The organism is Mucilaginibacter sp. (assembly GCF_028287845.1).
In the GTDB taxonomy this organism is placed as follows: Bacteria; Bacteroidota; Bacteroidia; order Sphingobacteriales; family Sphingobacteriaceae; genus Mucilaginibacter.
Map to the genome: position 1 here is coordinate 1 of NZ_JAQBOW010000111.1, position 21,281 is coordinate 21,281.

A 21,281-nucleotide genomic window follows, 5' to 3' on the forward strand; every position below is an offset into this window, starting at 1 on the left:
TCACATATAGAATCTACACCGGGCAGTGTATCGCAGGTGCGCGAATGTACTGCCGAATTGTTGCGCTTTGCCAAGGAAAGCGCAACGCCGGTATTTTTAATAGGCCATATTACTAAAGACGGCGCCATTGCCGGGCCAAAAATACTGGAGCACATGGTTGATACCGTTTTGCAATTTGAGGGCGACAGGCACCATGTTTACCGCATACTGCGCACGGTAAAAAACCGGTTCGGCTCTGCATCCGAGCTGGGCATTTATGAAATGCTGGGCGAGGGCCTGCGTGAGGTGTCTAATCCGTCAGAAATATTATTATCGCAACGCGATGAGCCATTAAGCGGCATCACCATATCGGCAACATTAGAGGGCATGCGGCCCATGTTGATAGAAACCCAGGCACTGGTGAGCACATCGGTATATGGAACGCCTCAGCGCAATGCAAATGGATTTGACGCCAAGCGTATGAGCATGCTGCTTGCCGTGTTAGAGAAGCGCTGCGGATTCAAGCTTGGTGCGCAGGATGTTTTCCTTAACATAACCGGCGGCATAAAGGTTGAAGATCCGGCTATTGATCTGGGGCTTGCCGCCGCCATTATATCATCGTACCAAAATATCCCTATTCCGTTTAAAACATGCTTTGCCGGCGAGATTGGTTTATCGGGCGAAATAAGAGCGGTTAACCGGGTAGAGCAACGCATTGCCGAGGCACAAAAACTGGGCTTTGAGCAGATATATATATCCAAGTATAATATGCCATCAGCAGCCCAGGATAAAAAGCGCATGGATCTATCGCGCTATACCATCGATATAAAGATGGTTGCAAATATTGAAGATGTATTTGGTTTGCTGTTTGGCTGATACCAATAAAAAAAGCTCCCGATGTAAATCGGGAGCTTTTTTTATTTAAGGCACTTGAATACCTTATCTATTAGTTATTACCACCTTACGGATAACGTTATTACCAAAATCGGCTACGTACAGGTTGCCCTGGCCATCAAGGGTTAAACTTTGCGGGTTACTAAAAGTGGCAGCCGAACCAATACCATCAGCAAAGCCGGTAACATTCGTGGCCCCTGCTAATACATACAAAATTCCGGCAGATGTAATTTCTAATACGCGCCCCTTATTGTCGGTAATATATAGATTGTTTTTTGCATCAACTGCTATACTTGATGGCGAACCAAGCAGATTAGGGAAATTACCGCCGCCCGCTATCGTAGTAACGTCACCGGCTTGCGTAACTTTTCTTATCGCGCTATTTTTATAATCGGCAACGTAGATATTTAAAGACGCGTCTATGGCTAATGCCATTGGATAATTAAACTCGGCTGTAGCGGCATCACCATCTACAAAGCCCGGCACCGATGATTGCGGATACCCGTTAATGGCTCTAAGTCCGGCTAAAACACTTACCGTACCTGTAGGTGTAATTTTACGTATCAGGTTGTTGCTTCTATCGGCAACATAAATATTTCCTGCCGGATCTGTTACTACCGCTTGCGGGTTATAAAACTCAGACCCCGCAGCTGCGCCGTCAATATAACCGGCATATGTATTTCCGGCAAGTGTAGTTACCACACCGGCAGTTGTAATTTTGCGTATTACATTATTACCCATATCTGCAACATAAATATTACCCTGTGCATCAAACCCTACACTTCTGGGGCCATAAAACAGCGCTGTTGCAATATTGCCGTCTAAATACCCAAGGGTTGGGTTTGTTAATGGTTGTGATGTGCCTGTTGTTGTAACAGTTCTTATCATATTATTAAAAGCATCGCTAACATATAATAAGCCCGATACCGGGTTATAGGAAATTGTTTGCGGGCCATTAAATAATACACCCGCGCCGGTTCCATCGGCATAGCCTGCCGATCCGTTACCTGCAATGGTAGTTACCGTACCGGTTGGAACAGCATCTGTGGCATTGGTTGTAAATATTACTACACCACCATAACCGGTTCCTGAACCGGTTGTAGCATAAGCTCTTAAATAATATGTTGTGTTAGGTTTTAATCCGGTTAAATTACTTACCCAATGATTAGCAATAGTATCTGTTGTTTTTGAATCGTCTACAGTAGGTGTTTGGTTAGTAGTACTCCAGCATACGCCGTTGGCTACTACGGTATCATAGTTAAATATCAATCCGCCGGCTATTGCTGTAGATGAAGTTACCGTACTTATTACAGAATTTGTTCCAACAAGAGGTACAGGGTAGGTAGTAGTAGTAGTCTTTTTACACCCGCCTATAGTTACAACAACAGCTAAAAGGAATATAAATAAAAAAGTGCTTTGTAGCGATTTTTTCATGAGTTAAAATGATATTACAAATTTATTAGTTCAACACCGCATTTTATTTAACGCGGGCACAAAGATAGTTGTTTATTACGGCTTTGAAATTAAACTATTAATAATGCTGTTAATGGTTTAAAATAATTTTTAAATATAATTTATTTCATAGCTATTTACCTTGCTGCTATGGCTAATAAGTCCTTTTTTAACAAATATTAACATAATCGGGCCAAATTAAACCGATGTATACCATTGCATGGGTATGTAAGTTAAAACCAACCTTAGGGCAAACGCATAAAAATAGCTCAAAGTGTATCGCCTATATAAGGAGGCTTCAACAGGAGCCAAAAATAGGGTTTGTCCTGTCGGTCTATAAACAGGGAGCTCCTCCGGAGCCAATATTTGGTGAAACAAAGCGGATATTTGACTCCAGAGGAGTCACCTGTTTATAGAAATAAGCTATAAAGTTAGAAAAGGCTCCATGGGAGCCTCCTAATGGTGTGTATTATTATTTTAAAGCGTTTGCGCTGAAACCAACCCTAAACTTTGATGTTGTATGGCTACAAGCGCGTTGTTATGAAACACCTGTTTTTGATGGTTATATTTTTTTTAAACCTAACTGTTTTTGCACAAAAGCATACACCATTGCCACATGGTATGGTTTTCGGGGTTAGGCCCAATATTACGGCTATGGTAGATGCCGCGAAAGTTGAAGCATTAATGGGAAAAAAAACACGGATAAACACTACTATACGGGGATGGGTTACCAAAGTGACCAAACAAAAAGGCGGCTGGTTTGAGCTGGATGCCGGCAAAGGCAAAATAATTGCTGCACATTTTAAAAGCTATACAATCACAATTCCCGCTGATTTGAAAGGAAAAATTGTAATAGCAGAAGGCATAGCCGAAAAACAATTTATGGCTGATGACCTGCAGCATTTTGCGGGGGATACGGTAAGTGGTAAGAAACAACACATGGAAAAGACCGATCCGAAGCGGAGGCTGACCTTTGAGGTAAAGGGGTTGATGGTGGACCAATAAAGGTGAAAGGATAAAAGATTTTCGATTTTTTTTCAAAAAAAGTGTTTCACATCAGGTGTTTCACCCCAAATTTGCAAAAAAACGTAAAAATAGCATAAAGTACTTATTATAAGTTATTTATTCTACTTTACCTAAAGTATTTGTACTGTTTCAAAGTGTTTCACTCATTTTGTTAAATTACTATATATCAATAGTTTAACCTAAAAGAGTGTTTCATGTGTTTCATTATTTTGTGAAACACTACATCACCTCGTTTTAACGGTATAATCCGCTACTTTCCCGTTCTTAAACAATAAAAAAGGCGAAAAGAAAACCTTTCGCCTTTAACTTTTATCTTTCAGTCTCGACTTTACTTACTCAAATACATTGACTTCTCTTTATACAAATGCCTAAAGTATGGGTCCTGCAAGTCGGGTATAAAGCGTATGGCTTCGCCTGTCGATTTCATTTCGGGGCCAAGTTCCTTTTCTACTTCGGGAAACTTATCGAATGAAAATACCGGTTCTTTTATAGCATAGCCCTTAAGCTTGCGTACAATGGTAAAGTCTTTAAGCTTATTTACTTCGAGCATAACTTTGGCCGCTATATTAATATAAGGCACATCGTATGCTTTAGCTATAAATGGTACAGTGCGCGATGCGCGTGGATTAGCTTCAATTACATATACCTCTTCATTTTTTATAGCGAACTGTATATTTAATAACCCCCGTACATTTAATGCCCTGGCAATTTTAGCCGTGTACTCTTCCATTTTGCTTATAACATGGTCTGACAGGTCAAACGGCGGTAATACGGCAAACGAATCGCCCGAGTGGATACCCGCAGGTTCAATATGCTCCATTAAACCAATAATATGCACATCTTCGCCATCACTTATAGAGTCAGACTCGGCTTCTGATGCCCGATCAAGGAAATGATCAATCAATACCCTGTTGCCAGGTAAGTTCTTTAATAAGCTTACTACTGCTTTTTCCAGATCCTCATCATTAATTACAATGCTCATGCCCTGGCCTCCTAATACATAGCTTGGGCGTACCAGTACCGGGTAACCTACATGGTGCGCTACTTCTAATGCCTCTTCGGCACTTTCGGCAACACCATATTTTGGATATGGGATATCAAGGTCTTTTAACAGATCTGAAAAACGACCACGATCTTCGGCAATATCCATATTATCGAATGATGTACCTATAATTTTTATACCATGCTCGTGCATTTTCTCGGCCATTTTTAAAGCGGTTTGGCCGCCAAGCTGAACGATAACGCCGTAAGGTTTTTCCAGTTCGATGATCTCCCTTACATGTTCCCAAAATACCGGTTCAAAATATAGCTTGTCGGCCATATTAAAATCGGTAGATACTGTTTCGGGGTTACAGTTGATCATTATCGCTTCAAAGCCGGCTTCTTTAGCGGCAAGCAAGCCATGTACACAACTATAATCAAACTCAATGCCCTGGCCAATACGGTTAGGGCCCGAGCCCAGTACAATTATCTTTTTCTTATCAGATACGATGGATTCATTCTCACCCTCATAAGTAGAGTAATAATATGGTGTTTTTGCAGGGAACTCGGCAGCGCAGGTATCAACCATTTTGTATACGCGCTTAATACCCAGTTCTTTTCGGCGCAGGTAAACATCTTCTTCGGTAGTGTTATTATGCAGGATATAAGCTATTTGCGCATCCGAAAATCCTTTTTGTTTCAATGTAAAGAAAAAATCTTCCGGAATATTGTTTAACGAGTAGCGACGCAGCTCAATCTCCAGGTTCACTATATCCATAATCTGGTTCAGGAACCAGCGATCAATTTTAGTAGCTTTTCTAACAGACTCAATCGGCACACCTAAACTTAAAGCATCATACACATGGAATAGCCTGTCCCAGCTTGGATGCTCCAGACTATGCATAATCTCTTCGAGATTGCGGCTTTGTTTGCCATCGGCACCCAAACCTGCACGGCCAATTTCTAAACTCTGACAGGCCTTTTGCAGCGCCTCAATAAAGCTGCGGCCAATGCCCATCACCTCGCCAACCGATTTCATTTGCAGGCCCAGCTCGCGGTTAGCGCCTTTAAATTTATCAAAGTTCCAGCGTGGTATTTTAACTATCACATAATCCAGCGTAGGTTCAAAATAAGCTGATGTGGTTTTAGTTATCTGGTTTTCTATTTCATCAAGGTTATACCCGATAGCCAGTTTAGCAGCTATCTTAGCAATAGGATAACCTGTTGCTTTTGATGCTAATGCTGATGAGCGTGACACACGCGGGTTAATTTCGATAGCTATTATGGCTTCATCGGCCGGGTTAACAGAGAACTGTACGTTGCACCCGCCGGCAAAATTACCAATGGCACGCATCATTTTAATAGCCTGGTTACGCATTTCCTGATAGCAGCGGTCGCTTAAGGTCATGGCCGGGGCCACGGTTATTGAGTCGCCGGTATGGATGCCCATCGGGTCAAAATTCTCTATCGAGCAAATGATAATTACATTATCATTATTATCCCTCAGCAACTCCAGTTCATACTCTTTCCAACCTAAAACAGCCTGCTCCACCAATACCTCGTGGGTTGGCGATGCCTGCAGGCCGCGGCTTAACGCTGCATCAAATTCTTCTTTTTTATGTACAAAGCCCGCTCCTTTACCACCCAGTGTATAGCTTGGGCGTATAACCAGCGGGAAACCAATTTCTTGCGCCGCTTCTTTGCCTTCTAAAAAAGAGTTTGCAATTTTTGAGGTAGCCACACCAACTCCAATATCCACCATTAACTGCCGGAAAGCTTCGCGGTTTTCTGTTTTTTCAATTGCGGCTATATCTACGCCTACAATTTTTACACCGTATTTTTTCCATAATCCCTGTTCGTCAGCTTCAATACAAAGATTAAGCGCTGTTTGGCCACCCATAGTAGGCAGCACTGCATCAATTTTTTGTTCGATAAGGATCTGTTCAATACTTTCACAAGTAAGGGGCAATAGGTAAACATGATCGCCAATAACTTTATCCGTCATAATAGTAGCCGGATTGCTATTGATGATAGATACCGTAATGCCTTCTTCTTTTAGTGAAAGCGCGGCTTGCGAGCCGGCATAATCAAATTCGCAGGCCTGGCCTATAATAATAGGGCCCGAACCAATAATTAGTACAGATTTAATGGAGGTGTCTTTGGGCATAGTCTTTTTGAGTCTTTAGTCTTAAGTCCCGAGTCTTAAGTCTGGCCCAAAAATCAAATGACTATGGGTTATTAACTACCGACAATGGGCTTGAAATACTATGCGCTGAAAGCGAAAAATCCCGACTTCAGCGTCGGGATGCAAAGATAGAAAAATACAGCTATTTGGGGTTTAATTTTTTACAATAATCCTCTTCAATCAAATTATCATGATTTTCAAATGATTTTTAATTTATATTAACCGATATTTACTACTGAAATAATTACTAATTTATATTTAGCCCATGACAAGGAGAGCTTTATTTATTTCAACCGTATTGTGTTTGTTTATTACCGCTTGTGGTATGATGCAGTCTATTGTTAAGTCTACTTTTCCCTATACGGCCAATTTAACCATTCCGGCTACGGCAGCGGTTAATAAAAGTTATTCCGCCGTAAGTTTGGCTACCAGTTTTGATCAAAACTTTTCAAAAAGCGGCAATAATGGCAATAATGTAAGCGAGGTAAGCATTATTTCGGCCAAGCTGCAATCTGTACAGCCTGATGATTTTAATATCGGCGATTTAAAATTTGTAAAAATTTATATGGCCAAAGAAGATGGGAAAGATGAGATTTTAGTGGCCTCGCGCACAGATATAAGCCCCGGCGTTGGTAATACCATGACGCTGGATATTGATAACTCAAAGTTTTTAGACCCCCTGGTGCGCGAACCGGATATCCGGGTAAAGATGGTTTACGAATTGCGCAAAAAAACACCTGTTGATGTAAGCTTGCATTTAGTGTTGGGCATTAACGCTTATCCTGCAGGAAAAAAATAGTTATTTAAGCAGCTTATTATCCGTATCCGGGAAAACCAAAATAGGCTCGTAAACACGTGCTTCATCCATTTCCATATAGGCGTATGACATGATGATAACAATATCGCCAACCTGGGCCAGTCTGGCAGTAGCTCCGTTTAGGCATATAGTGCCGGTTCCGCGCTCGCCTTTTATTACATAAGTTTCAAAACGGGCGCCATTATTATTATTTACAATCTGCACTTTTTCGTTGGCAATTATATTTGCCGCATCCATCAAATCTTCATCAATAGTAATACTACCAACGTAATTTAGTTCGGCCTGGGTTACCCTGGCTCTATGAAGTTTTGACTTTAATACCTCAATAATCATGGTGCAAAGTTAGTGTTTGGTTATTAAAGATTAGTTATTAAAGAGTAAAGATTAGTTGCCTTTGCATTGATTTAAAACGCGCAAAAGCCCGACAGTTGACAGGCCTGATCTTTAATAACTAATCTTTATTCTTAATAATTACATTATCAATCAACCTGATTTTGCCTACTGTTGCCGCTACCAAAGCGATGATGTGTTTGGTATGCTCATTTGCAGGCAGCAGGGTGTCGCCATCAGCAATTTCAAAATAGGCCAGCTCAACCCCGGGTACATTGTTAATTGTTGACATCGCCTCTTGCTTTAACAGATTTATTTTATCGCTGTCAAAATTTAGTTTGAGATCATTCAATGTTTGCGACAGAATAAGTGCATGTTGTCTGTCATCAGGTGTTAAATGCATGTTTCTTGAACTCATGGCCAATCCGTCGCTTTCGCGCTCTATAGGGCACATTACCAGCTTAACCGACATGTTCAAAAGCTTAATCATACGACTAATAACCATGAATTGCTGGTAGTCTTTCTGTCCAAAGAAAGCAACATCAGGTTTAACTATGTTAAACAGCTTATATACTATCTGTGTAACCCCCTGGTAATGTCCCGGCCTGAATTTTCCTTCTAACAATCCTTCCAACTCACCTATGTCCAAATGCCATTGCTCATTGCCGACATACATCTCATCAACTCCGGGGTTAAATAAAATATCGCAGTTAACCAGTTCAAGTTTTTTTATATCGTCTTGTAAGGGGCGGGGATATATTTCAAGGTCCCTGGGATCAGTAAATTGTGTGGGGTTAACAAAAATACTGCAAACCACAACATCGCATTGTTGTTGCGCTTTGGTAATTAATGATAAATGCCCCCGGTGCAATGCCCCCATTGTTGGTACAAAGCCAATAATGGCCCCTTTAGCCTTCAATTGGGCCAAATATTGCTGAAGTTCAGCCTTTGTAGTGAAGTTTTTCAATATTATGTATTACAAAAAGTGGGCGAAGTTGCATAAATCATTAAAATTAACCAAAACTACTTGCATAATTGATTGATAGTTCATATATAATGCTTATATTTGCAAACCCAATTTTTTTGGGTTCTTTACATAATTTAAATTCTGATTTGGAGATGGGTAAATCTAAGCTTTTGTTTATAACTCATGAAATGTCACCTTTCCTTGAACTCTCAAAAATTTCTGAAATCACACGCCAGCTTCCGCAGGCTATGCAGGAAAAAGGTTACGAAATTCGTATCCTGATGCCTCGTTTCGGAAATATTAATGAGCGCAGGAATCGCCTTCATGAAGTGATCAGGTTATCGGGCATGAATATTATTATTAATGACAACGATAATCCGCTGATCATAAAAGTTGCATCTATCCCTGCGGCGCGTATGCAGGTATATTTTTTGGATAATGAAGAATATTTCCAGCGTAAGCATGTGTTTGAGGATAAAGACGGCAAATTTTACGCCGATAATGACGAGCGTATGATATTCTTTTGCAAGGGTGCATTAGAAACGGTTAAAAAATTAGGCTGGGCGCCTGATATAATTCATTGCCACGGGTGGATGAGTTCATTGGTTCCGGCGTATTTAAAAACTACTTATAAAGACGACCCTACTTTTAAAAATTCTAAAGTGGTTTATTCAATTTATGAGAATAATTTTAAAGGCCAGATGAATACTGATTTTTCTAATAAAGCCGTTATGGGTGATATGACCGAAAAACATATAGACATTTACAAGCCCGGCACAAACACCGCACTATACGAAGGTGCTATTCATTATAGCGATGCAATTGTATTGGGTAGTGAGAATATCGATGAGGATGTGTTAAATAATGTTAAAAACAGCCATAAATCGGTTTTAGAATTCAATTCTACCTCAGATTTCGAAAATTATTACAATTTTTACGACGAAATTGCCAATGAGGAATTGGTGAACGTTGTATAAGCTTTGAGATCATATATGAAATTTTTTAGATTAGACTTATTAACCCTGTTGATAAGTCTTTTTATTTTGAATAGCTGTAAAAATCAGGATACTATTGGTTTAGGCGTTAATTCGGCAACTCAATTAAGTAATAACCTGATAGATACATCAACTATAATAGTTAATACTATTCCAGACGATAGCGTTGCAACCAGCGCCTTACCGGTAACGCCGCTTTCTTATTTTAAGGACCCGCTATTTGGTACAACCGAAGCTAATTTGGCTATCGACCTGAATTTGCCAGGCAGTACGGCCTATGTTATTCCGCCGGGAACTATAAGCATAGACTCTGCAATACTGGTACTTAGATATGCCCCGGGTTTCTACGGCGACTCTATCGCATCAAGGTATAAAGTAAATGTATACCAGCTTGCTGAAAGGCTATTTGCAAGTTCAAAGTACATTAATACTAAAAAGTGGAAATACGACAGCTCGAACTTGCTGGGCACCAAATCTTTCTTTTCAAGAACAGGAGATAGTATAAAAATTGTTCAGGCAGTAGCCGGGGGGCCGGATACACTTGTAAAAATCCCGCCACAATTACGAATACCAATCAACCCGAATTTTATAAATAATATATTATATAATGCTAGTGCTACGCAGCTATCCTCAAACCTGGTTTTTCAAAATAATGTAAAGGGTTTGTATATTACGCTTGATAAAAACCAATCAGGGCCCGGCGGTACATTTATGTTTGCGTTAGATTCGGCTGCTGCAATACAAATATATTATAAGAATTTTGACGGTACCGCAATTGATACGGCTTCGGTATCATTACCAAGTGTCTTACATGCTGCAGAAATTAAACACACTTACTCAACTACAGTACAAGCAGAACTGAGTAATACTACTACGCCAGGCAAAGGAATTTATATTCAGGGATTAGGTGGCTTAAGAACTCGCATAAGCTTTCCTTATCTCAAAAATATTGTTAAAAGCTTAGGTAGTAACATTGTAATAAACCGGGCCGAACTTGTTATTACGGCCGCCCCGGGATCAACAATACCTTTTGCGCCTGTACGCAAATTAACTATTTACAGGTATGACCTGGCAAATCAACGCGCATTGGTTGAGGATGCTACCAGTCCGGGTGATCCGAGGGCATTTGGCGCAGCAACTTTTGGCGGTTTTTATAACGCGCCTTCACAACAATATCATTTTCTTTTAACGGCCTATATTCAGGATTTGCTGAGTGGCGGAGCGGACCATGGTACTTTTATTGGTGTGGTTCCAAATGATACTAATAATACTATGGCTGTTACTGCGCAAGTTGATGGCCGCACCTCTGCTGTCGGACCTGATAATGCTGCCGGTGCTGATACAAGAACCCCTTTACGCATAAAGCTTAATTTAATCTATACTAAAATAGCTAAATAACTATTGATATTATCATATAGCTGACTATTTTTGTTAGATTACTTAATCTTAATTTATTTATATGTGTGGAATTGTAGGCTATATAGGTTATAGAGAAGCTTACCCGATAATTATCAAAGGCTTACACCGCCTGGAGTATCGTGGATATGATAGTGCCGGGATTGCTTTATATGATAAGGGACTTAAAGTTTATAAAAAAGCCGGAAAGGTAAGCGATCTAGAAAACTTTGTTAAAGATATAAATTTAACCGGCAGCGTTGGCATGGGACATACCCGCTGGGCAACACATGGCGCACCTAGTGACCGCAATTCGCATCCGCATTCTTCAGGAGATCGAAAACTTTCTATTATACATAACGGCATCATCGAAAATTATGGCGTTATTAAAGAAACTTTATTAGCCAAAGGCCATGTGTTTAAAAGTGACACAGATACTGAGGTTTTAATACATTTGGTTGAAGACATACAAACAGAAACGGGGCTTGACCTGCTTGAAGCGGTTAGAATAACCTTAAATAAGGTTATAGGTGCTTATGCTATAGTTATAATGAGCGCCGATGAACCTGATGTTTTAATAGCCGCCCGTAAAGGCAGCCCTATGGTAATTGGTGTTGGCAAAGGCGAATACTTTGTAGCATCAGACGCTACACCAATTGTTGAGTATACCAAAAACGTTATTTACTTAAATGATAACGAAATTGCGTATATACATCGTGATGAGCTGCTTATAAAAAACATTGACAACACAATACAAACGCCGTACGTACATGAACTTGACATGAAGTTGGAGGCTCTGGAAAAGGGCGGCTATGATCACTTCATGCTAAAAGAGATATATGAGCAGCCTCGTTCCATTCGTGATTGTTTGCGCGGACGTATTTACCCCGCACAGGGTAAAGTACAACTGGGAGGTATAAAAGATTATATTGAAAAGCTTAAAAATGTTGACCGTATAATTATTGTTGCCTGTGGTACTTCGTGGCATGCCGGTTTAGTGGGTGAATATTTAATAGAAGAATATGCACGTGTTCCTGTTGAAGTTGAATATGCTTCTGAATTTAGATATCGTAACCCAATAATTACCTCCAAAGACTTGGTAATAGCAATTTCTCAATCAGGAGAAACTGCCGATACCATGGCGGCCCTTGAAATAGCTAAAGAACGCGGAGCAACAATTTTCGGCATTTGTAATGTAGTTGGCGCTTCTATTCCGCGTATTACGGATGCGGGGGTTTATACACACGCCGGACCGGAAATTGGTGTTGCTTCTACTAAAGCCTTCACTGCCCAGGTTACCGTTTTAACTTTAATTGCGTTTTATATTGCCCAGCAAAGAGGCACCATTACTCAAAGTAAACTGGTTGAGTATTTAACTGAGCTGGATGAAATACCGGCATTGGTTGAGAGAACCTTGTTATGCAATAACCATGTTGAGAAAATAGCGGCGCAATTTAAAGATTCAAATAACTGCTTATTCTTGGGCAGGGGCAGTTCCTTCCCTGTTGCATTAGAGGGGGCACTTAAACTTAAAGAAATATCATATGTACATGCCGAAGGTTATCCGGCTGCCGAAATGAAACACGGCCCTATTGCTTTAATTGATGACGCGTTGCCGGTTATATTTATTGCTACAAAAAATTCTTCGTATGAAAAAGTGGTTAGCAATATACAGGAAGTAAAGGCCCGTGGCGGCCATGTTATAGCTATTGTGACCGAGGGCGATGTTGAAGTAAAAAACATGGCCGAATACGTAATTGAGATACCGCAAACCGATGATGCATTTGTACCATTGCTGGCAACTATACCGTTGCAATTGTTGGCCTACCATATAGCTGTAATGCGTGGATGTAATGTTGATCAGCCGCGTAATTTGGCAAAATCAGTTACTGTAGAGTAAGCGCTTCGCGTAGAAATTAGTGATTGGTTGGTATCAAAAATAAAGCGCCCCCATTATTGGGGGCGCTTTTCATATAACTAATTTCTAATCTTTAACTCTAATCGCTAAACAGCAGCCGGCATATGCTGCATGGTTTCCTGCAGATTTAGGTCAAGGCCTTTAGCAATTGCCATACCGAGGCCAATATCAGCCCTGAACCAATGGCAAAGTTGCCTGTTAACAATAAGCTCTTTTTTTGGCCCGTCAATACCGCTCATTGAATGGGTGATATTTTTAATCAAATCGTGCTTTTGATCATCATTCATTAAACGGTATAAATTACCCGGTTGTGTATAATGGTCGTTTTCACCCTCTGCATTTCTATCATACCAATCCCCTACCGATGAGCCAAAATCCCAGGCTGGTTCTTTATAAGCCGGATCCGGCTCTATATCATCAAAGCTATTAGGAAAATAGTTTGGCGCAGAGCCCTGGTTGCCATCAACCCTCATTTGTCCGTCGCGCTCATAATTATTTACCATAAACGGGCATTTATTTACCGGTATCTGCTCATAATTAGCACCTAACCGGTAACGATGTGCATCAGGATATGATAATATCCTTCCTTGCAGCATTTTATCAGGAGAATAACCAATGCCATCAACAACGTGGGCCGGAGCAAATGCCGCCTGTTCAACATGGGCAAAATAGTTATCAGGATTTTCATTTAATTCAAGCACGCCTACATCAATTAATGGATAATCGCCATGCGGCCATACCTTAGTCAGATCAAATGGATTAATAGGGTAGGTTTTAGCATCCGCCTCAGGCATTACCTGTATTTTCATTGCCCATTTAGGGAAGTTGCCATTTTCAATTGATGTGAGCAAATCATGTTGGGCAAAATCGGGGTTTTTCCCGCGCATTGCACCCGCTTCTTCATCTGTAAAATTCTTTATTCCCTGCTGGGTTTTAAAGTGGAACTTAACCCAAAAACGCTCGTTATTGGCATTTATTAATGAAAATGTATGACTGCCAAAACCATCCATATGACGGTAACCGTGGGGCGTGCCCCTGTCAGACATCAAAATGGTAACCTGGTGCAAACTCTCGGGGTTTAATGACCAAAAATCCCACATCATCGTGGCGCTTTTGCAATTTGTATACGGGTCGCGCTTTTGTGTATGAATAAAATCACCGAATTTTTTAGGGTCCTTTATAAAAAACACTGGTGTGTTGTTCCCTACAAGATCCCAGTTGCCTTCTTCAGTATAAAACTTGAGGGCAAAGCCACGTGGGTCGCGTTCGGTATCTGCCGAACCTTTTTCACCGCCTACCGTTGAAAAACGCAGGAAAAGCTTGGTTTGCTTACCTATTTGATTAAATATTTTCGCGCGTGTATATTTAGAGATGTCATGCGTTATGGTTAATGTGCCGTATGCGCCAGACCCTTTTGCATGTACCACTCTTTCTGGAATACGCTCCCGGTTAAAGTGGGCCATTTTTTCATGCAAAATGAAATCCTGTAATAATATCGGACCGCGCGGGCCGGCTGTCATTGAGTTTTCATTTTCTGCATACGGAATACCTGACGCTGTAGTCAGTTTTTTCTTTGGAGTTTCCATAATTATTGGCTTTAAGTATTTATCAAACTTCCTGATAATATTTCAATAGAAAAAATCAATAATTATTATATTTGTATAGATTAAATCTATATGACAATTGTTCAGCTTGAATACCTTGTTGCGGTTGATACCTACAGAAGCTTTGTAGCAGCCGCCGAAAAATGTTTTGTAACCCAGCCAACCCTTAGTATGCAAATACAAAAGCTGGAAGATACTTTAGGCGTTAAATTATTTGACAGGAGCAAGCAACCCGTAACCCCCACCGAAATAGGAATTGATATTATAACCCAGGCGCGGATATTATTGGCAGAGAGCGAAAAGATCAAAGAAATAATATCCGACAGGCAAAAAGAGCTATCCGGCGAACTAAAGGTTGGTATTATACCTACCGTGTCGCCATATATATTGCCTAAAATACTGCATGGTTTTATTGAAAAATATCCACAGGTAAAACTGATAGTTTGGGAACAAACTACTGAGCAGATAATACAACAATTAAAGTTAGGAACGCTGGATTGTGGTATATTATCAACCCCTTTACATGAAAGCAGCCTGATCGAAATCCCGGTGTTTTATGAAAACTTTGTAGCCTACGCGTCAAAGCAAAGTAAACTATACAAAAAGAAAAACATTATTCCGGAGGATATTGATATAGAGGAGATATGGGTGCTTAACGAGGGTCATTGCATGCGTGAGCAGGTTTTAAATATTTGCCAGCGACGCAAATCAACACAAGGCTTTCAACATTTTGAATATAATACAGGCAGCGTAGAAACCTTAAAGCGCATGGTTGACCAAAACAACGGGGCCACTATACTACCCGAATTAGCGTTGATAGATCTGACTGATAAGCAATTAGACAGGGTGCGCTACTTTAAATCGCCCGAACCGGCAAGGGAAGTAAGCATTGTTATACAACGCAATTTCTTAAAGCGTCGCATGATAGAAGCACTAAAAAATGAGATATTAGAATTTGTACCCAAACGGATGAAAAACAAAAAGAAAAAAGCGGTGATGGAGTTTTAAACCATCACCTCTTTTTTTATACACATATGGCAAAAATGAAGATTAAGAGCAAAGACAAATATTGTACATCCATATTATTGCATATTTAGCGTTAAAAACAAACCCCGGCTATAAAAGCCAGGGCCCATAAAAAACTATTTAGATATTATCTTTAATTACCTTGCACGGCTTGCTTTTTCATCTGTTCATTAGCAACAATGGCTATTTCTACACGCCGATTTTGGGCACGACCCTCAACTGTACTATTATCAGCTATTGGTTCTGATTTGCCTTTGCCTTGCGTAGCTAAACGCGCTCCATCAACTTGGTTTGATACAATAAATGACCTCACAGCCTCGGCTCTGCGAATAGACAGATCCATGTTATGCTCATCGGTACCGGTGTTGTCTGTATGGCCAATTATGGTAATATTTGTTTGCGGATTGTTTTGCAGTGATGCCGATAGGTTATGTAAGTTAGATTGGGCAGCGGGTTTTAAATCAGCCTTATCGCTGTCAAATAAAATACCCGAATCAAATTTTACAATAATGCCTTCGCCCTGGCGTATTACCGTTGCACCGGGTACAGTTTGTTTAAGCTCGGCAGCCTGTTTATCCATTTTATGGCCAATAAATGCTCCTGCCGTACCACCCACTGCACCACCAATTATGGCCCCTAACGCGGTATTACCGGCACTATGGCCAATAAATGCCCCTATTGTGCCACCGGCGCCGGCGCCAATTGCTGCTCCTTTTTGAGTTTTGGTTAATGAACTACAACCTGCGCCAAAAATGCTTATTATTAATCCAACGGCTATTATCTTGTTATTTATCGCTCGCATATTATTAATTATTATGTAAGTAATACTAGGCAAACTCAATGCCAATTAAGATATAATGCAGAATAAGACCTTATAAGCAAAAAACGCAAGCCCAATTAAGGTAACAGATAATAAATTAAGCATGATTTACCGTCTGGTTTTTAGTTCAAAATGGTAATTAAAATACCCTTTTCCATGAAACAATGCGCCATACAACTTCTGCACTTAGCAGGGTAACAATGGCAAATACAGCCGGTTTAATGGTATCTGCTGATGATGAAAAGGCTCCACCCAGCGCAACAAAATATACGGTTGCCGGTAAAAGCAATAAAAAACACAATCCGGTTATGTTTAATGGTATTTTAAACGGCCGGGTAGTATATGGTTCGCTTATACGGAGTTTTATTAAGGCAATATATTCTAATGATAATCCGGCCCCGTAAACGGTAACATCAATAATAAGCAGATCGGCAAATGTCCACAATATCATCAGGCTAACAATAACAGAGCAAATGATAATAGAAATATATGGAGTTTGAAAACGGGAATGTAATTTATTTAGCCGGGCCGGTAAAAGGCCATCTTCTGCCATTACCTGCGGCACCCGCGACACTGATAGCAGCACAGCGGCATATATCCCCAAAGTACTTGCCATTCCGGCTAATGCAAGTAGTACACCCAGCCAATGCCCGCCAATTAATGTACCTAAAGCCGGGAAACCCTTATCAGTTAAAACAGCTGTATCTATACCAGACAGTTGCGCTATCCATATTACTAAAAAGTAAATTACAATAACCATTGCAAAAGCAATGAACATAGATATTATGTAAGAGCGCACCGGCTTTTCAACCTCCTCTGCATACGTAGTGGTATTGTCCCACCCCAGACAGTTCCACATAACGGTATATAGCGCCATCCCCAATGATGGAAACGTTACTCCTTTTAATGAAGGCGCGATGATATGTAAGCCACCGCTATGATGATAAAATGCCAAAACAAATAATATAATAAATGGAGCAAGTACCGCGGCGCCTAGAAACAAAGAGACCCGGCCCACCGGTACAATACCCAATATATTTAACCCGGCCGATGCCCATATAATAACGAGGCAAACCGGCACTTTATATATTATTAGTTCCGGAAAAAAGAATGATGCGTATTGCACAAACAAAACGGGGTAAATAGCCAGATCAACAAAAGTATATAGCCAGGTCCACCAGCCTTCGTAAAATCCCCATCTTGTTCCTAAGGCATATTTTACCCATTTATAATATCCGCCGGTTACGGGCATCATACTATTAAGCTCCAATACAGTAAAAATTGCAGGCACATCCCACAATAAAGGGGTAATAAGTAACACTAATAATGCTGCGTGCTGTCCGGCGTAAGTAAGCAGTGGTTCTAATCCGTATGGGCCACCAGATACTGTAAAGAATATAACAGCTACCAACTGTACTGGCCGTATTTTTTTTAAATAAGATGTTGATAACATTGCCTATAAAAATATTGTTTTACCCGCGTATAATAAATAGGCAAGATTTTTTTAAAAGTATTTAGGGGTATAACCCGAACCTTTTTAATCATGGTTAACTTTCTGTATAATATTGCAAGTTTACCCCACGTGTGTAACACTTCTATTTAAATTCACGTAAAAGGCATTGCCTGTGGTTTATGAATGTCCGTGGAAAAAATATAAACAACTTATTGTCAAAACTGAAATGGTTTTGTGCCCTGCCGATATTGCTTGTATCGGTGATGTTATTCGCGCATAACAACCGGCCATTTATTCCTCACAAGATAAAACCCAAGCCGGTAATAAAACCCATGCCTGTTAACGGACGGTTAAAACCCGAATTGGAGTATTTATTCTTCAATCCGTCTGATATTGTTATTAATCAATGCGGCACCGCACCTATTACCCTGCCTACAGCCGCTGATGTAAATTTTTACGACCCAACCATAATTGCCAAGTACCCAAACGGCCCGACATGGAGTAATGGCTCAACCGGCAACTCTCTTACCGTTACCGCTCCCGGCACCTACTACTGGCAGCGTACCGCTGCCAACTCGGTTGTTAACGGCGATTTTGAAGCGGGCGATTCTGGTTTTCAACACGCCGGCTATACGGACAAGACTACCGCCACTCCAACCAATACGCTACTTAACCCTGCAGGAACATATGCGGTCGGCAGCAATCCGAATTTATATCATGGTAGTTTTTTTACCCCTAATGGCGATCACACATCGGGGCACGGAAATATGCTGATAGTTAACGGCTCAGATATCCCAAATCAAATTGTATGGCAAGAAAGCATCACGGTTAAGGCTAATACGGATTACGTTTTCTCTTTTTGGGCAGCTAACATAAGCTCGGCAGACATAACCAGCCCTAATACATCCATTCTTCAATTTTCACTTACCAATGGGAGTACCACTACGCCGCTGGGTACTATAACACTTTCAACTGCTAACGCGCTGGGCGTATGGCAGTACTTCAATAGCGTCTGGAATTCGAGCAACATAAGCGGAACGGTTACAATCGCGTTGATTAATAACAATACTAATACCGCAGGAGGCAACGACTTCGCGGTGGATGATATTCTGTTTGCGGAGATTTACAGGCAGCAATACGTTGTAACGATGAACCCCATACCGGTATTATCGGTAATAGGCGAGATTTGCGGTGTTCCGTCTTATGACCTTACCAAAACCATCGTTGGTTACGCTCCCGGTACTACTGGTACTGCCGGTACTTATACTTATACTTTTAAAGACGTCAACGGTACTGCACTTTCGGGAGCACAGATAACCGCCGCTCCAATTGGCACCTATACCATTACCGAAACCGATAATATAACGGGCTGTACATCAAACCCGCAGAACACTACCGTTAATATTAACCCTGTACCACCGCTGTCGGTGAAAAGCACGGTGGCGGGATGTGTTTCTTATGATCTTAAAAGCGCTATTAACGGGCGCGACGACATTACATATACGTACACCTATAAAGACATCGGGGGTAATACACTTGCATCATCGGTTGTTACAACAGGCGGTGCATATACTATTACTGCGACCAATAATGCAACAGGTTGCGTATCAAACCCGCAGAGTGTTAATGTTACCATTAACCCATTACCCACATTTACGGCCACAAGCCCTACACTTGCCTGTGGTACCGCTTCATACGATCTTAGCACGGCCATAAGCGGCGCCGGGGGAACTTATACCTATACTTACCAGGATAGTGGGGGAAATACGCTTGGCTCCTCGACAGTTACCACATCTGGCACTTATAGCATTACTGCTACAAGCGCTGCCGGATGTACTACAACAAATACCGTTGCGGTTTCCTTTAACCCAATACCGGTAGTGACGGTGGTTAGCCCAGTATGTATTGCCTCGGGTACTTTCGATTTGAGAACTGCCGTTATAGGATATGATCCGGTCACTTATACCTATCTTTTTAAAAATGGAAACACAACACTTAACCTAACCGGAGGAACGAATAATTTTACCAAAGTTGGCCCGGGCAACAATTATACAGTTAGGGCAACAAGTGCAGCTGGCTGTATCTCAGCAAAACAAACAATTGTTGTTCAAAACGGCACACCGCCCACTTTTACAGTAACCAGCCCAACACTGGCCTGTGGAGTTACCTCCTACGATCTTAACACGGCCATAAGCGGCGCCGGGGCAACTTATACCTACACTTATAAGGACAGCGGCGGAAACACGCTTGGCTCGTCCACTGTGACTACTTCGGGCACCTATTATATTATTGCAACCACCGCAGGAGGTTGCGAATCGGGATCACAAAGCATTAATGTAACTTTTAAACCGGCACCCACTTTTACGGCAACGAGCCCGACGCTGGCTTGCGGCGTTACGTCCTACGATCTTAGTACGGCCATAAGCGGTGCCGGAGGTGCTTATACTTATACTTATAAAGATAGTGGTGGAAATACGCTTGGTTCATCAACGGTTACCACTGCGGGTACTTATACAATAATTGCAACCAATGGTGGATGTACCACGTCAGCAACTGTTACGGTAACCTTTATTTCAGCGCCAACATTAACGGTAGCCAGTCCGCAGACAGCTTGCGGTACATTCGACTTACACTCAGCCATCACCAATCCCGACGCTACGGTAGCCTATACCTACAGCAGCGGCGCGTCTTCGGTTGTTAGCACATCGGGCACTTATACCATAACTGCCACAAAAAACGGGTGTTCATCCACCGCTACGGTGAATGTTACGATTAATCCGATACCGCCATTAGCGGTAACCAGTCCGCCGGTACAATGCGGGGGTACATTCGACTTACACTCGGCCATTGGCAGTCCCGACGCTACGGTAGCCTATACCTACAGTAGCGGTGCGTCTTCGGTTGTCAGTTCGTCTGGCGCTTATACCATAACTGCAACAAAAAACACATGTTCAGCCACAGCTACGGTGAATGTTACTATTAATCCTATACCGGTATTAACATTAACGGGGCCAAATACGGCATGCGGTACATATGATCTTACCCAAACTATAGTGGGGGGATATGACCCGGCTACCTATAACTACGTTTTTAAAGACCCATCGGGCACTGTAATACCAAACCTGGCCAACATACAAGCCATAACACAAAGTGGTACTTATACCATAACAGAGCAAAATAAAAGCACAGGTTGTACATCGCTTCCTCAGCAAACAACTGTAACTATTAGTCCGACCCCGCCAAAGCCGGGCATATTATAATTGTAAGTATAACGCGCTAATAAAACTATCCTAAAATTATATATAAGCCACTGCTATAATGGTAAAGGGCTAAAGCAGATAATTATAAATATTCGCTAAATAATTAACTCCTGTTTAACCATTTTTTAATTTCCGGGTAATATTTTGCCTTGTTTGCTTGTTTAATGATCCCTCCGTTC

General features: G+C 41.2%; 15 protein-coding genes. 8 read left to right on the forward strand and 7 right to left on the reverse strand.

Going from position 1 to position 21,281, the window contains the following annotated elements; translation table 11 throughout:
* Positions 1–855, forward strand: an 855-nt coding sequence (locus tag JWP71_RS11510; RefSeq protein WP_299499951.1) for a magnesium chelatase domain-containing protein, incomplete at its 5' end; no start/stop codon positions are given.
* A gap of 63 nt (positions 856–918) precedes the next feature.
* Here JWP71_RS11510 and JWP71_RS11515 read toward each other — a convergent pair.
* Complete coding sequence (locus JWP71_RS11515) at positions 919–2,307, reverse strand: hypothetical protein (RefSeq protein ID WP_299499953.1); 1,389 nt, start codon at positions 2,305–2,307, stop codon at positions 919–921.
* Between the two features lie 558 nt (positions 2,308–2,865).
* Between JWP71_RS11515 and JWP71_RS11520 the strand changes: the two genes are divergently transcribed.
* Positions 2,866–3,330: a DUF4920 domain-containing protein gene (locus JWP71_RS11520; protein ID WP_299499956.1), complete on the forward strand. Its 465-nt coding sequence runs from the start codon at positions 2,866–2,868 to the stop codon at positions 3,328–3,330.
* A 349-nt stretch (positions 3,331–3,679) separates the two neighbouring features.
* Here the strand turns inward: JWP71_RS11520 and carB are convergent, their stop codons facing one another.
* Positions 3,680–6,499 (reverse strand): carbamoyl-phosphate synthase large subunit, encoded by a 2,820-nt coding sequence (gene carB, locus JWP71_RS11525; protein ID WP_299499959.1) that lies wholly within the window; start codon positions 6,497–6,499, stop codon positions 3,680–3,682.
* A gap of 283 nt (positions 6,500–6,782) precedes the next feature.
* Here carB and JWP71_RS11530 point away from each other — a divergent pair, with 283 nt between their 5' ends.
* Positions 6,783–7,316, forward strand: a complete 534-nt coding sequence (locus JWP71_RS11530) for a hypothetical protein (protein WP_299499963.1) — start codon at positions 6,783–6,785, stop codon at positions 7,314–7,316.
* On the opposite strand, the gene panD is transcribed toward JWP71_RS11530, so the two are convergent.
* Together panD and panC are read right to left on the reverse strand one after the other, a co-directional pair.
* Positions 7,317–7,667: an aspartate 1-decarboxylase gene (panD, locus tag JWP71_RS11535; RefSeq protein ID WP_299499966.1), complete on the reverse strand. Its 351-nt coding sequence runs from the start codon at positions 7,665–7,667 to the stop codon at positions 7,317–7,319.
* 118 nt (positions 7,668–7,785) lie between these two features.
* Positions 7,786–8,631, reverse strand: a complete 846-nt coding sequence (gene panC, locus JWP71_RS11540) for a pantoate--beta-alanine ligase (RefSeq protein WP_299499969.1) — start codon at positions 8,629–8,631, stop codon at positions 7,786–7,788.
* 152 nt (positions 8,632–8,783) lie between these two features.
* On the opposite strand from panC, the gene JWP71_RS11545 reads away from it, so the two are divergent.
* The 3 genes from JWP71_RS11545 to glmS all read left to right on the forward strand — a co-directional run bounded on the left by JWP71_RS11545 (position 8,784) and on the right by glmS (position 12,921).
* Entirely contained in the window at positions 8,784–9,608 is an 825-nt protein-coding gene (locus JWP71_RS11545) for a glycogen/starch synthase (RefSeq protein ID WP_299500000.1), read from the forward strand.
* A 15-nt stretch (positions 9,609–9,623) separates the two neighbouring features.
* Positions 9,624–11,024, forward strand: a complete 1,401-nt coding sequence (locus tag JWP71_RS11550) for a DUF4270 domain-containing protein (protein WP_299499971.1) — start codon at positions 9,624–9,626, stop codon at positions 11,022–11,024.
* A 61-nt stretch (positions 11,025–11,085) separates the two neighbouring features.
* Positions 11,086–12,921 (forward strand): glutamine--fructose-6-phosphate transaminase (isomerizing), encoded by a 1,836-nt coding sequence (gene glmS / locus JWP71_RS11555; RefSeq protein ID WP_299499973.1) that lies wholly within the window; start codon positions 11,086–11,088, stop codon positions 12,919–12,921.
* A 104-nt stretch (positions 12,922–13,025) separates the two neighbouring features.
* Here glmS and JWP71_RS11560 read toward each other — a convergent pair whose 3' ends face one another.
* A complete protein-coding gene (locus tag JWP71_RS11560; protein WP_299499975.1) occupies positions 13,026–14,525 on the reverse strand; it encodes a catalase in 1,500 nt (499 codons plus the stop codon).
* Positions 14,526–14,615: 90 nt separating this feature from the next.
* On the opposite strand from JWP71_RS11560, the gene JWP71_RS11565 reads away from it, so the two are divergent.
* Positions 14,616–15,551: a hydrogen peroxide-inducible genes activator gene (locus JWP71_RS11565; protein ID WP_299499977.1), complete on the forward strand. Its 936-nt coding sequence runs from the start codon at positions 14,616–14,618 to the stop codon at positions 15,549–15,551.
* A 151-nt stretch (positions 15,552–15,702) separates the two neighbouring features.
* On the opposite strand, the gene JWP71_RS11570 is transcribed toward JWP71_RS11565, so the two are convergent.
* Both JWP71_RS11570 and JWP71_RS11575 read right to left on the reverse strand, forming a co-directional pair.
* Positions 15,703–16,371: an OmpA family protein gene (locus JWP71_RS11570; RefSeq protein WP_299499979.1), complete on the reverse strand. Its 669-nt coding sequence runs from the start codon at positions 16,369–16,371 to the stop codon at positions 15,703–15,705.
* A 157-nt stretch (positions 16,372–16,528) separates the two neighbouring features.
* Entirely contained in the window at positions 16,529–17,842 is a 1,314-nt protein-coding gene (locus JWP71_RS11575; RefSeq protein WP_299499981.1) for an APC family permease, read from the reverse strand.
* 179 nt (positions 17,843–18,021) lie between these two features.
* Between JWP71_RS11575 and JWP71_RS11580 the strand changes: the two genes are divergently transcribed.
* The gene (locus JWP71_RS11580; protein WP_299499983.1) at positions 18,022–21,102 is read left to right on the forward strand and encodes a hypothetical protein; all 3,081 of its coding nucleotides are present in this window, start codon (positions 18,022–18,024) and stop codon (positions 21,100–21,102) included.
* Positions 21,103–21,281: the final 179 nt, after the last annotated feature.

What these genes read in the sequence shown, in the direction of transcription:
- JWP71_RS11515 (WP_299499953.1), bottom strand. Translation starts at nt 2,307, where the DNA reads ATGAAAAAATCGCTACAAAGCACTTTTTTATTTATATTCCTTTTAGCT.
- carB (WP_299499959.1), bottom strand. Translation starts at nt 6,499, where the DNA reads ATGCCCAAAGACACCTCCATTAAATCTGTACTAATTATTGGTTCGGGC.
- glmS (WP_299499973.1), top strand. Translation starts at nt 11,086, where the DNA reads ATGTGTGGAATTGTAGGCTATATAGGTTATAGAGAAGCTTACCCGATA.
- JWP71_RS11550 (WP_299499971.1), top strand. Translation starts at nt 9,624, where the DNA reads ATGAAATTTTTTAGATTAGACTTATTAACCCTGTTGATAAGTCTTTTT.
- JWP71_RS11565 (WP_299499977.1), top strand. Translation starts at nt 14,616, where the DNA reads ATGACAATTGTTCAGCTTGAATACCTTGTTGCGGTTGATACCTACAGA.
- JWP71_RS11560 (WP_299499975.1), bottom strand. Translation starts at nt 14,525, where the DNA reads ATGGAAACTCCAAAGAAAAAACTGACTACAGCGTCAGGTATTCCGTAT.
- JWP71_RS11580 (WP_299499983.1), top strand. Translation starts at nt 18,022, where the DNA reads ATGAATGTCCGTGGAAAAAATATAAACAACTTATTGTCAAAACTGAAA.
- JWP71_RS11570 (WP_299499979.1), bottom strand. Translation starts at nt 16,371, where the DNA reads ATGCGAGCGATAAATAACAAGATAATAGCCGTTGGATTAATAATAAGC.
- JWP71_RS11520 (WP_299499956.1), top strand. Translation starts at nt 2,866, where the DNA reads ATGAAACACCTGTTTTTGATGGTTATATTTTTTTTAAACCTAACTGTT.
- JWP71_RS11530 (WP_299499963.1), top strand. Translation starts at nt 6,783, where the DNA reads ATGACAAGGAGAGCTTTATTTATTTCAACCGTATTGTGTTTGTTTATT.
- panD (WP_299499966.1), bottom strand. Translation starts at nt 7,667, where the DNA reads ATGATTATTGAGGTATTAAAGTCAAAACTTCATAGAGCCAGGGTAACC.
- JWP71_RS11545 (WP_299500000.1), top strand. Translation starts at nt 8,784, where the DNA reads ATGGGTAAATCTAAGCTTTTGTTTATAACTCATGAAATGTCACCTTTC.
- JWP71_RS11575 (WP_299499981.1), bottom strand. Translation starts at nt 17,842, where the DNA reads ATGTTATCAACATCTTATTTAAAAAAAATACGGCCAGTACAGTTGGTA.